General features: G+C 63.5%; 7 protein-coding genes. 1 reads left to right on the top strand and 6 read right to left on the bottom strand.

All coding sequences use genetic code 11. The features are described 5' to 3' along the window. Positions 1-64 precede the first annotated feature (64 nt). Genes F8R15_RS08285 through F8R15_RS08260 form a run of 6 tightly spaced genes read right to left on the bottom strand, consistent with a single transcriptional unit; the run spans position 65 to position 11,034 of the window. A complete protein-coding gene (locus F8R15_RS08285; protein WP_152844275.1) occupies positions 65-1,690 on the bottom strand; it encodes an alpha-D-glucose phosphate-specific phosphoglucomutase in 1,626 nt (541 codons plus the stop codon). Then, the gene (glgX, locus tag F8R15_RS08280; RefSeq protein WP_152844274.1) at positions 1,687-3,705 is read right to left on the bottom strand and encodes a glycogen debranching protein GlgX; all 2,019 of its coding nucleotides are present in this window, start codon (positions 3,703-3,705) and stop codon (positions 1,687-1,689) included. Before glgX ends, F8R15_RS08285 begins: the two co-directional genes overlap by 4 nt. Next, positions 3,702-5,123, bottom strand: a complete 1,422-nt coding sequence (gene glgA / locus F8R15_RS08275) for a glycogen synthase GlgA (protein WP_152844273.1) — start codon at positions 5,121-5,123, stop codon at positions 3,702-3,704. Before glgA ends, glgX begins: the two co-directional genes overlap by 4 nt. Before the next feature lie 58 nt (positions 5,124-5,181). Continuing rightward, positions 5,182-6,453 (bottom strand): glucose-1-phosphate adenylyltransferase, encoded by a 1,272-nt coding sequence (gene glgC / locus F8R15_RS08270; RefSeq protein WP_078520671.1) that lies wholly within the window; start codon positions 6,451-6,453, stop codon positions 5,182-5,184. Positions 6,454-6,479: 26 nt separating this feature from the next. Further along, positions 6,480-8,624, bottom strand: coding sequence for a 1,4-alpha-glucan branching protein GlgB (gene glgB / locus F8R15_RS08265; RefSeq protein WP_152844272.1), 2,145 nt, complete (start codon positions 8,622-8,624; stop codon positions 6,480-6,482). Positions 8,625-8,637: 13 nt separating this feature from the next. After that, the gene (locus F8R15_RS08260) at positions 8,638-11,034 is read right to left on the bottom strand and encodes a glycogen/starch/alpha-glucan phosphorylase (RefSeq protein WP_216644116.1); all 2,397 of its coding nucleotides are present in this window, start codon (positions 11,032-11,034) and stop codon (positions 8,638-8,640) included. Between the two features lie 166 nt (positions 11,035-11,200). On the opposite strand from F8R15_RS08260, the gene F8R15_RS08255 reads away from it, so the two are divergent. Further along, positions 11,201-12,787 (top strand): alpha-amylase family glycosyl hydrolase, encoded by a 1,587-nt coding sequence (locus F8R15_RS08255; RefSeq protein WP_152844271.1) that lies wholly within the window; start codon positions 11,201-11,203, stop codon positions 12,785-12,787. The last annotated feature ends 64 nt before the right edge of the window (positions 12,788-12,851 follow it).

Below are 12,851 nucleotides of genomic sequence, written 5' to 3'. Positions count from 1 at the left end.
GAAAACGGGGGGCGATTTCAGCCCCCCGACTTTGTTTTTCGGCTGGATTTGCCGCCAGATGGGATCAAGTGATGACGTCGGGTTTCTCGCGCCCCGTGCGTTCGCGGATGCCCACCAGCGCCTCTGTCGCCCGGATGATCGGTGCGAGCGCCTCCTGCGGATCATGGTCTAGCCCATCCGGTCCCGGGGCATAGCGCTCGAGATACACGCGCAGCGTCGCGCCCTCGGTGCCTGTGCCCGACAGACGCAGCACAACGCGCGAGCCACCTTCGAACAGAATACGGAAACCCTGACCTTCCGCGACCGAGCCATCGACTGGATCGGTATAGGAAAACTCGTCTGAGCTTTCGACCGTAAGCCCTTCGACCTGCGTCCCTTTCAGCTTTCCGAGGCGTGCGCGCAGATCGTCCAGCATCGCCTCTGCCTGCTCGGTCGGCAGCGCCTCGTAATCGTGGCGCGAATAGTAGTTGCGGCCGTAGCGCGCGAAATGATCGGCCATGATCTCGGCCACCGACATCTTGCGCACGGCTAGGATGTTGAGCCACATCAGCACTGCCCAGAGCCCGTCTTTCTCGCGCACATGGTCGGAGCCCGTGCCGAAGCTTTCCTCGCCACAGAGCGACACGCGCCCCGCATCCATCAGATTGCCGAAGAACTTCCAGCCCGTCGGCGTCTCGTAGCAATCGAGGCCAAGCGCCTCGGCCACCCGATCCGCCGCCGCAGAGGTCGGCATCGAGCGCGCGACGCCCTTCAGCCCGTCTTTGTAGCCCGGCACGAGATGCGCATTTGCGGCCAGCACCGCGAAACTGTCCGACGGCGAGACATAGGTGCCCGCGCCCAGGATCATGTTCCGGTCGCCATCGCCATCCGAGGCCGCGCCGAAATCCGGGGCGTTTTCGCCCATCATCTCGTCCATCAGTTCATGCGCCCAGGTCGGGTTCGGATCGGGATGCATGCCGCCGAAATCCGGCAGCGGCGTGCCATGCGTGACGGTCCCTGCCGGCGCGCCGAGACGGTTCTCGAAAATCTCCACCGCATAAGGTCCGGTGATGGCGCACATCGAGTCCATCCGCATCCGGAAGCCCGCTTTAAAGACGTCCCGCAACGCGTTGAAATCGAATATCGTTTCCATCAGATCGGCATAGGCGGTCACCGGGTCCACGACTTCGACGGTCATCTCTCCGAGCGGCGTCTCGCCAAGGCTGTCCAGATCGGGATCTGCCGCATCGAGCAGATGATATTCTCGGATTTCCTGCGTGCGCTTGTGGATCGCCGAGGTGATCGACTCCGGCGCGGGACCGCCATTCGCGGAGTTGTATTTGACGCCGAAATCCTCGTCCGGACCGCCCGGATTGTGGCTGGCCGAGAGGATGATCCCGCCATCCGCCTGGCGCTGCCGGATCAGGTTCGACGCGGCGGGCGTGGACAGCCACGCACCCTGCCCCACGATCACCCGCGCGGCCCCGTTGGCGGCTGCCATTTTCAGGATCGTGCTTGCCGCTTCGCGTCCGAAATAACGCCCGTCCCCACCGAGAACCAAAGTTTTGCCGCGCAGGCCGCCGATCGCGTCGAAGGTCGATTGCACGAAATTCTCGAGGTAGCTCGGCTGCATGAAAACGCGGGTTTTCTTGCGCAGCCCCGAGGTGCCGGGTTTCTGGCCGTCGATGGGCTGGGTCGCGTGGCGGGTCATGATTTCTCCTGCACTGTGGCGCGGGTAAAGACTTGAACGGATTGTGCGGCAAGGCAAGCCTCGGGGGCGTCGATTTGTTCCGCTTCTCGTCCCGGCAAGGCGGAATCGAGCGCGCGAGTCCATCTTCCGGGCGGCAATGCGATGTGCCGTTCGGGCCCTGCGTTGAGGATCACATAGACGGCTTCGCTGCCGGCCTCACCGGCCGGACCTTCGGCAGCGCCGCGGATTTCGACGCCGATGCAGCGCAGTTCGGGATCGTTCCAATCATGCGGCTCGGGTTCCTCGCCAGAGGCAAGCCGCCAGATCAGATCGCGCATCCCGTCCTGCTTGCGGATCAGCGAGTGCAGATAGCGGTTTTGCCGCAGGACTCGGTGATCTTTTCGTATCTGGATCAGATGCTTGACGAAGGTTTTTAAAGTGTCGTCGGGTGCGGTCCAATCGACCCAGCCGATCTCGTTATCCTGCGCATAGGCGTTGTTATTGCCGCCCTGCGAATTGCCGATTTCGTCGCCCGCCAGCAGCATTGGCACGCCCTGGCTCATCAGCAGTGTCGCAAGCAGCGCGCGCTTGCGCAGGGCCTGCGCCTCGGGATCTTCCAGCGCCTCCGAAAAATTCGCGTCATGGCCGTCACGGTTCTCCTCGCCATTCGCGAGGTTCTGCTTTTCACCATAGGAAACAAGGTCTTGCAGCGTGAAACCGTCATGGGCGGTGATGAAATTCACCGAGGCCGTCGCGGGCCGTCCCATCTGGTCGAAGATTTCCGCTGATCCCGCCACGCGCCGCGCCAGATCGCCCGCCATGCCACGGTCGCCGCGCCAGAACCGGCGCGCATCGTCGCGGAAACGGTCGTTCCATTCGGTGAACGGATGCGGGAAGCCGCCGAGATAGTAGCCGCCTGGACCGATATCCCAGGGCTCTGCGATCAGCTTAACCCCTCGCAGCACCGGATCTTGCTCAATCGCGGCGAGGAACTGCGCATGCGCCTCGACGGCGCCCGACGTGCCGCGCGCCAGCGTTGCCGCCAGATCGAAGCGGAAGCCATCGACGCCCATCTCCTCGACCCAGTGGCGCAGGCAATCCATCACCAGCCGCAGACAGAGCGGGTTCGACAGGTCCAGCGTATTGCCGGTTCCGGTCTCGTCGATATAGGCGCCGTCGGGCGTCAGGCGGTAATAGCTCGCATTGTCGATCCCGCGCAGGCTGAGCATCGGCCCGATCGCATTGCCCTCGCCCGTGTGGTTGTAGACGACGTCGAGGATCACCTCGATCCCGGCGCCATGAAAGCGCCGCACCATCTCGCGAAATTCACCGCGCGGATCGGCGCCGGAATAGCGCGGCTCCGGCGCGAAATTGGCGATGGGCTGGTAGCCCCAGTAATTGCTCAAGCCCTTCTCGACGAGGAAACGATCATCGAGATAGGCGCAGCTCGGCAGCAGTTCGATTGCGGTGATCCCGAGATCGGTGAGATGCGACAGGATCGGATCGGAGGCGAGCCCCGCCCAGGTGCCGCGCAAGGCTTCGGGCACCTCCGGATGGGTCATCGTCAGCCCCTTGGGATGGGCCTCGTAGATCACCGTCTCGGACCAGCCATGGTGAGGCCGATCCCATTCGGGCCGCGCGATCTCGGCTACGACGGATTTCGGCGTGACGCTTGCGCTGTTGCGCCGGTCGGGTTTAGATTTTCCATATTGCATAGGGGCTTGCCAGCTGATCTTCGAGTCGATCTCGCGCGCATAGGGGTCGATCAGCAGCTTCACCGGGTTGAACCGATGCCCCGCCTCGGGCGCCCAGGGCCCATGCACCCGGTAGCCATAACGCGCGCCCGGCTTGAGCCCCGCGACGAAGCCGTGCCAGGTCGGCCCGGTGCGCCCTGGCAGGTCGATCCGCTGCTCGCCAGATTTGGTGAACAGGCACAGCTCCACCCGCTCGGCATGGGCCGAGGCCAGCGCGAAGTTCACGCCGCCCTCGCAGGGCGTGGCGCCCAGCGGGTCCGCTTTGCCGGGGCTTATCTTCATCGACCGAGAAGCGCGTCGTAAAGCGCGGCGTAGCGTGCGGCCGATCCGTCCCAGCCCCAGTCGGTCTTCATTGCCCGGCGCTGCATCGCGGCCCAGCCCTTGCGATCGGCATAGAGCGCGATCAGCTTCATCAGCGCCTGCCGCAACGCGAGATCGTCGACGGGATGGAAGACGATCCCGGTCGATGCGCCTGCAGCCTCGGTCGCGGGCGTCGCGCCCACCACCGTATCGGCGAGACCACCGACGGCGGAGACCACCGGCAGGCACCCATAGCGCAGCCCGTAGAGCTGGGTCAGCCCGCAGGGCTCGAAGCGCGAGGGCACCAGCACCGCGTCGCCGCCTGCATACATCCGATGGCTCAGCGCCTCGTCATAGCCGATCTTCACGCCGACCCGGTCGGGGTGACGCGCGGCAAGGTCCCGCATCGCATCTTCCGCCCAGCCGTCGCCCGATCCCAGCACCGCAAGACCGCCGCCCGACTCGAGATAGGGCCTAAGCGCCGGAGCGAGCAAATCGATCCCCTTCTGCGGCGTCAGGCGCGAGATCAGGATCGCCAGCGGTCCCGGCACATCGAGATCAAATTCGGCCTCCAAGGCTTTGCGGTTCTTCGATTTTCCGCCGGGTTTCGCCGCCGAGAAGGACGTCACTTCCGGATCGGTCTCGGGGTTCCAGACATCCAGATCGATGCCGTTGAGAATACCGTGCAGATCGCCCGCGCGCGCCTGAATGACACCTTCCAGCCCCATGCCGAACTCGCCGCGCATCAGCTCTTCTGCGTAGCGCGGGCTGACCGTGGTGATCGCGCTCGCCGCAACCAGCCCGGCTTTCAGCGTCGAGATGTCGCCCCAGAATTCCACACCCTCGCGGGTGAAATCCCAGGTCTGCAGCCCGAGCGCCGCCAGCTTGTCGCGGCCGAACCGGCCCTGAAATGCGATATTGTGGATGGTCATCACGGTCGGGATGCCGGTGCCGCGCAGATACCATGGCACGAGCCCGGTCTGCCAATCGTGGCAATGCACCAGATCGGGCTGCCATTTGCCCGCGCCCTCGCGCGCGATCTCGGCTGCGACGAAACTGAGCGCTGCGAAGCGTTCGGCATTGTCGGGATAGTCGCGCCCGTCTTGCGAATACGGGCCCCCGTCCCGGTCGAACAGGTGGTCGGCCTGCAGCGCCAGAACCTCGATGCCGCCCGCCTTGCCCAGCACCAGACGCGCCGGGCCGCCATAGAGGCTCTCGCTTTCCCAAACCAGTTTCGGTGATTTCAGCTTTTTCAGAATCCCGCGATAGGCCGGGATCATCACCCGCATCTCCCAGCCCTGCCCTTTGAGCGCGGCGGGCAAGGCGCCTGCCACATCGGCCAGACCGCCCGTCTTGATCAGCGGGACCGCTTCTGACGCAACCGAGAGCACGCGTTTCATATCTTCGCTCTTTCCAAATATCCCGGGGTGCGGGGCAGCGCCCCGCTCTCTAATCCCGTTAGTCCAATGCCGCCGCGCGTTTGTCGAGCATCGTCTGCGTGATCAGCACGACACCGCCTTCCGACCGGCGGAACCACTTCTCGTCCTCCTCCGGGTCTTCGCCCACGACGAGCCCTTCGGGAATATGCACGCCTCGGTCGATCACGCATTGGCTCAGCCGCGCATGCCGCCCGATATCGACGTAAGGCAGCACGACGGCCTCCTCCAGGCTCGCGAAACTATGCGCGCGCACGCCGGTATAGAGCAGCGAATTGCGCACCTCCGCGCCCGAGACGATGCAGTCGCCCGAGACCAGCGAGGAGATTGCCGAGCCACGTCTGCCATCCTCGTCATGGATGAATTTCGCGGGCGGCACGATCTCGGCATAGGTCCAGATCGGCCATTCGGTGTCGTAGAGATCCAGCTTCGGCGTGAAATCGGTCAGGTCGATATTGGCCTGCCAGAACGCGTCCACCGTGCCCACGTCGCGCCAGTAAGGTTCGGTCTCAAGCCCCGTCGTCACGCAGCTATCCGAGAACTTATGCGCCATCGCCTTGCCGTGCTTGACGATCTGCGGGATCAGGTCATGGCCGAAATCATGGCTCGAATTCGGGTCTTCCATGTCCCGGATCAGAAGCTCGCGCAGGAATTGCCAGTCGAAGACATAGATCCCCATCGAGGCCAGCGCATGATCGGGATCGCCGGGCATCCCGGGCGGGTCGGCGGGCTTTTCGAGGAAATCGGTGATCTGTCCGGTCTTGTCGATGGCCATCACACCAAAGGCGGTCGCCTCCATCCGCGGCACGGTCAGACAGCCGATGGTGACATCGGCCTTGGTCTCGACATGCTGGCGCAGCATCACCTCGTAATCCATCTTGTAGATGTGGTCGCCGGCGAGGATGATGACGTATTTCACGCCGTAATCTTCAATGATATCAATGTTCTGCGCCACCGCGTCGGCAGTGCCTGCATACCAGCGACTGTCGGCCACGCGTTGGCTCGCGGGCAGGATGTCGAGATATTCGTTCCGCTCAGCGCGGAAGAAATCCCAGCCGCGCTGGATGTGGCGGATCAGCGAATGGGCCTTGTATTGCGTCGCGATCGCCATCTTGCGGATGCCGGAGTTGAGCGCGTTCGACAGGGCGAAGTCGATGATCCGGGTCTTGCCGCCGAAATAGACGGCGGGTTTCGCGCGCCGGTCGGTCAGTTCCTTCAAGCGGCTCCCCCGGCCGCCCGCCAGCACGAAGGCCATGGCCTGTGCGCTCAGGCGCGTGTTGGGCTGTGGTTTCATATTCCTCCCCCTCCTCTGGGCACCGCTTACGCGGGCGTGAACATCACGACTGACAGCGGCGGCAGATACACCTCCGCGCTGTGGGCGCAGCGCCCCTGCGCGTGGTCTTCGGCGCGGATCGCACCGAGATTGCCGCGGTTCTCGCCGCCGTAGAAACCGGAATCCGTGTTGAGTATCTCGCACCATTCGCCGCTTTGCGGCAGGCCGATGCGGTAGCTGTGCTCGACCGGGGTCAGGTTCGCGACCACGACGACCGGATCGGCATCGGGCGCGCGACGCTCGAAGATGAAGACCGAGGCCTCGGAGTCGTCGGCGGCGATCCATTCGAATCCGTCCGGCTCGCAATCGCCCCAATGCAGCGCAGGCGTCTCGCGATAGAGCCGGTTGAGATCGCGCACCAGCGCGCGCAGCCCGTCATGGCGCGGATCGTCGAGCAGATACCAGTCCAGCTCGCGCTCATGGCTCCATTCCGACCATTGGCCGAATTCCTGCCCCATGAAGAGAAGCTTCTTGCCCGGATGCGCCCATTGGAACGCGTAGAAAGCGCGCAGATTGGCGTATTTCTCGGGGTCAGTTCCGGGCATCTTGCCCAGCATCGAACCCTTGCCGTGCACCACCTCGTCATGGCTGATCGGCAGGATGAAATTCTCGCTGTAAATGTACGAGCTCGCGAAGGTCAGCTCGTTATGGTGGAACTTGCGATAGAGCGGATCGCGCGCGAAATAGCGCAAGCTGTCATTCATCCAGCCCATGTTCCACTTGTAGCCGAAGCCCAGCCCGTCCTCATGCACGGGGCGCGTCACGCCCGGATAGGCGGTGCTTTCCTCCGCCACCGTCATGATGCCTTCCGCGCCGCCATAGGAGGCCGCGTTCATGTTCTGCAGGAATTCGATCGCCTCGAGGTTCTCGCGCCCGCCATATTTGTTGGGCACCCATTCGCCCGCGGCCCGCGAATAGTCGCGGTAGAGCATCGAGGCCACCGCATCCACGCGCAGCCCGTCGAGGTGGTATTCCTCAAGCCAGAACAGCGCGTTGGCGAGCAGATAGTTCGACACTTCCCGCCGCCCGTAATTGTAGATCAGCGTGTTCCAGTCCTGATGGAAGCCCTCTTTCGGGTCGGCATGCTCGTAAAGCGCGGTGCCGTCGAAATGTCTCAGCCCGTGATCGTCGGTCGGGAAATGCCCCGGCACCCAGTCGAGGATCACGCCGAGGCCCCGCCGATGCGCCGCGTCCACGAATTCCGCGAATTCCTCGGGGCGGCCGTGGCGGATCGTCGGCGCATAAAGCCCGATCGGCTGATAGCCCCAGGAGCCGTCGAACGGATGCTCGGTAATGGGAAGCAGCTCGATATGGGTGAAGCCCATGTCGCAGACATAATCGACCAGCTTTTCGGCCAGTTCGTGGTAAGAGAGCGGTCTGCCTCCCTCGTCCCAGATCCGCATCCAACTCCCGAGATGCACCTCATAGACCGAGATCGGCGCGTGGCGTTCCTGCGCCTCGGCGCGGGTCTGACACCACGCGCTGTCGCCGAAACGATGCCGCCCGAGTTTGCGCACGACCGAGGCCTGCGCGGGCGGGTGCTCTGCGCCGAAGCCGACCGGGTCGGCCTTCAGCGGCAGCACCGTGCCTTCGGTGTCGAGCAACTCGTATTTGTAGAGCGCGCCTGCATGGATGCCGGGAACGAAAATCTCCCACACGCCGGACGCGCCGATGCGGCGCATCTGGTGGCGGCGGCCGTCCCAGAAGTTGAAATCGCCCACGACCGAGACCCGGCGCGCATTGGGCGCCCAGACCGCGAAATGGACGCCTTCGACGTCCTCATGGGTGATCACATGGGCGCCGAGCTTCTCCCAGAGCCGCGTATGCGTCCCCTCCCCGATCAGGTATTCGTCGATCGCACCCAGCACCGGCGCGAAGCCGTAAGGGTCGTCGAAATCCCACGTCGTCTGCTCGTGTTTGGCGCGCAGTCGGTAGGTTTTTCCGGTCCATTTGCCGGTGAAAATCCCCGGCACGACGGGCTCCAGCGCGACCTCTGTCTTGCCAAGCGCCCAGACCTCTTCTGCGCCGGGCACCAGCGCCACGATTTTCCCGTCATGCAGACCCAGCACGGAAAATGGATCGGGATGTTGCGCGTGGATAAGCGCTTCGGCCTCGTCGCGGGAAACTGTCATAGCGCTCCTTGGTTCACAGGGCCGATTGCGTGGTCCAGATCTCGTCCATGTAGCCCTTGATCGCCCGGTCGGAGGAGAAGAACCCCATCCGCGCGGTGTTCAAAACAGCCATCTTCGCCCAGCCTGCGCGATCGGCGAAGGCCGTGTCCACATCTTTCTGGGCCGCCGCGTAGGCCTCGAAATCGGAAGCGACGAGGAAATAATCGCTATGCCACATATTATGAACAAGATCGTGATAGCGTTCTGGTTCCTCAGGAGAAAACCGTCCCTCTGCGATCATCTGCAGCACATCCTGCAAAGGCTGGCTTGCAAGGATGGCGTGGCGCGCATGTTCGGGATCGCGCCGGCGCTCCATCACCTCGTCGGCGGTCATGCCGAAGAGGAAGAAGTTCTCCGCCCCCACCTGTTCACGAATTTCCACATTCGCGCCATCGAGCGTGCCGATGGTCAGCGCGCCGTTCAGCGCGAACTTCATATTGCCGGTGCCGGAGGCTTCCTTGCCCGCGGTGGAAATCTGCTCTGACAGATCTGCGGCCGGGATCAGCCGCTCGGCCATGGAGACGTTGTAATTGGGCGGATAGACGATCTTGAGGCGCCCATCGACGTAAGGGTCGTTATTGACCACCTCGGCCACGTCATTGATCAGCCGGATGATCTGTTTCGCCGTGTGATAGCCCGGCGCCGCCTTGCCGCCGAAGACCTTCACGCGCGGCTGGAACTCGGCCTGCGGGTTCTCGCGGATCGCATGCCATTCGGCGATGGTTTGCAGGATGTTCAGAAGCTGGCGCTTGTATTCGTGGATCCGTTTCACCTGAATGTCGAAGATCGCATCGGGGTCGAGGGTGATCCCTTGGGTGTCGCGCACCCAATCCGCCAGATGCACCTTGTTGCGCCGTTTCGCGGCCATGAAAGCGTCGCGGAAGCTCGCATCCTCGGCGTAAGCCTCCAGCCCACGCAGCTTGTCGAGATCGGCCTCCCAGCCATCGCCGATCGTGTCGATGATCAGATGCGACAGTTCGCCATTGGCCATGCGCAGCCAGCGGCGCGGCGTGATTCCGTTGGTCTGGTTGATGATGCGCCCGGGATGCAGTCGGTCCAACTCGGGAAATAGGTTGCGCTTGATCAGCTCGGTATGGAGCGCCGAGACCCCGTTCACCTTATGCGAGGTGATGAAGGCCAGTTCGCCCATCCGCACTTCCTGATGCTTCACGATCCCCACGTAATGCGCGCGTTTGGGGAATTTGCGCCGGTGCCAGCTGTCGATCTTCTCGATGATCTGCATATGGCGCGGCAGCACGGTGCCCATCAGATAGGTCGCCCAGCGTTCGAGCGCCTCGGGCAGCAGTGTGTGGTTCGTGTAGCCCAGACATTGCATCGTGATGTCGAGCGCGGCGTCGAACTCCATGTCATGCAGATCGGTGAGGATGCGGATCAGCTCCGGCCCCGCGATCGCCGGATGCGTGTCGTTCATCTGGATCGCGACGAACTCCGGCAGCTCCTCGATCGTGTGCCCGGCGGCCAGATGGCGGCGCATGATGTCCTGCAGCGCGGCGGAGGTCAGGAAATACTCCTGTTTGAGGCGCAATTCCTTGCCCGCATAGGTCGTGTCATCGGGATAGAGCACGCGGGATAGCGTGCGCGCCAGCGCCTCGGGTTCGGCTGCGGCGGCGTAATCGCCGTGATTGAAGCGTGCGAGGTCGAACTGCTCGGTGGGCTTGGCCGACCACAGACGCAGCGTGTTCGCCCATTTGCCCTCCCAGCCGATGATCGGCATGTCATAGGCTTCGGCCAGCACCGTCTCGCCTGGCACCCAATGCGGCTTGCCGTCCAGCGTTTCGACATGGCCCTTGAAGCCGATCTCATAGGCCGCCTCGGGCCGTTCGAATTCCCACGGGTGGCGCTGCTTGAGCCAATCCTCCGGCGTCTCGACCTGACGCCCGCCCTCGAAGCGCTGCTTGAAGAGGCCGTGTTCATAGCGGATGCCGTAGCCATATCCGGGGCAGCCCAGCGTCGCCATGCTCTCCATGTAGCAGGCGGCCAACCGCCCTAGCCCACCATTGCCGAGCGCCGCGTCGGGCTCGTTCTCGACCACGGCTTCCCAGTCCTGACCAAGCGCTTCCATCGCCTCGCGGCAGGTGGCGCGCAACCCGAGGTTGATCGCGGCATCCTCGAGCATCCGCCCGATCAGGAATTCCATCGAGAGGTAGTAGACCCGCTTGCGTCCCTCTTCCCATGTCCGCCGGGTCGCTGCGAACCACGGCGCCACGACCCGGTCGCGGATCGCCAGAGACAGCGCCATGCGCCAATCATAAACCGAGGCGTGGTCGGGATCCTTGCCCATCGAAAAAGTGATGTGGTGCAGAATTTCTTCGCGAACTGTCTCGGCACTGGGCAATTGGGTGTCTTTCAAGGGGGAGGTCTCCGGAACGCGTCAGATAGCAATTGATTGATGTGCCGCCCCCTGCTCAAGGTCAAGCGAAGGCGCAGAAACGGCCTGAGCAGTGGTTGCCGTTTGCGCTAACAAGTCTACCCTTGCCGCGATAACGGGCAACAGGAAACTGAAAGAGGAGCGATTCATGGCGAAGGATTGGTGGCGCGGGGCGGTTATCTACCAGATTTATCCGCGCAGCTTTCAAGACGACTCGGGCGACGGGATCGGCGATCTTAAGGGGATCACGCGCAGGCTCGATCATGTCGCCTCGCTGGGCGTCGATGCGATCTGGCTGTCGCCGATCTTCACCTCACCGATGGCGGATATGGGCTATGACGTCTCCGATTATCGCGGCATCGATCCGCAATTCGGCACGCTGGAGGATTTCGACGCGCTGGTGGCGCGCGCCCATGAGCTGGGTCTGAAAGTCGTGATCGATCAGGTGATCTCGCACAGCTCCGATCAGCATCCGTGGTTCAAGGACGCCAAGAAAGGCGGAGCCAAGAAGGATTGGTATGTCTGGGCCGATCCCAAGCCCGATGGCAGCCCGCCCAACAACTGGCAGGCGGTGTTCGGCGGATCGTCCTGGGAATACGCCCCCGAGCGCGGCCAGTATTACCTGCACAACTTCCTGATCGAGCAGCCTGACCTGAACCTGCACAATCCCGAGGTTCAGGACGAATTGCTCGACGTGTTCCGCTTCTGGCTGGATCGCGGTGTCGATGGCTTCCGCCTCGATACGGTGAACTACTACTTCCACGACCCGAAACTGCGCGACAATCCGGCGATGGACCCCGATCCCGAACGCTGGCCGCCGGTCTCGACCTACGACATGCAGGATCACGAGTTCGACAAGAACCGTCCCGAAAACGTCCCCTTCCTCAAGAAGATGCGCGCGGTGATGGACGACTACGAGGCGCGCACGCTGATCGGTGAAGTCGGCGAAGCGCCCCATCGCGCGCTCGGCATCATGGAAGAATACACCCGCGGCGATGACCGTCTGCACATGGCCTACAGCTTCGACATGCTGGGCCCGAAATTCACGCCCGCGCATTTCCGCGGCAAGATCGAGGGCTTCTTCAAGGGCGCGCCCGACGGCTGGCCGAGCTGGTCCTTCTCGAACCACGATGTGCAGCGCCATGTGACCCGCTGGGCGAAATACGGCACCGAGGACAGCATCGCGCGGCTGGCGATTGCGATGCTCGCGTCCTTCCAGGGCACGATCGGCATCTATCAGGGCGAGGAGCTCGGCCAGACCGAGACCGAGATGGAATATCACGAGCTGACCGACCCGCCCGGCCTGCGCTTCTGGCCCGAGAACAAGGGCCGCGACGGTTGCCGCACGCCGATGGTCTGGGACGAGAGCACGAATGCGGGCTTCTCCAAGGCCAAGCCGTGGCTGCCGGTAAAGCCGCCGCAAGCGGCCCGCGCCGTGGCACTGGAAGAGGCCGATGAGGGCTCGGTGCTCGCCTATTACCGCAACGTTCTGGCTTTCCGGAAGGAAAACCCGGTGCTGCGCGAGGGCACGTCGACCTTCCTCGACCTGCCCGATCCGGTGCTTGGCTTCATTCGCGACGATGGCGCGATGAAATTCGCCTGTTACTTCAATCTCGGCCCCGATCCGGTGACGCTCGAAGCTGACGGGGAGCTCGTCGGGCCCTGCCTTGCCGCAACGCTGGAGGGCGGCACGCTGTCGCTCGGCCCGAATGGCGCGGCTTGGGTGAAGCTCTAAGAGCCCATGACGCGGCGGCCGGGTCTGGATTTAAACCTGCCGCCGCCTCACGGACCCATGACGG

The organism is Thioclava sp. JE_KL1 (genome assembly GCF_009296265.1).
Lineage (GTDB): Bacteria > Pseudomonadota > Alphaproteobacteria > Rhodobacterales > Rhodobacteraceae > Thioclava.
The sequence above is the reverse complement of the archived record's forward strand: the minus strand, read 5'-3'. Positions and strand labels throughout refer to the sequence as shown.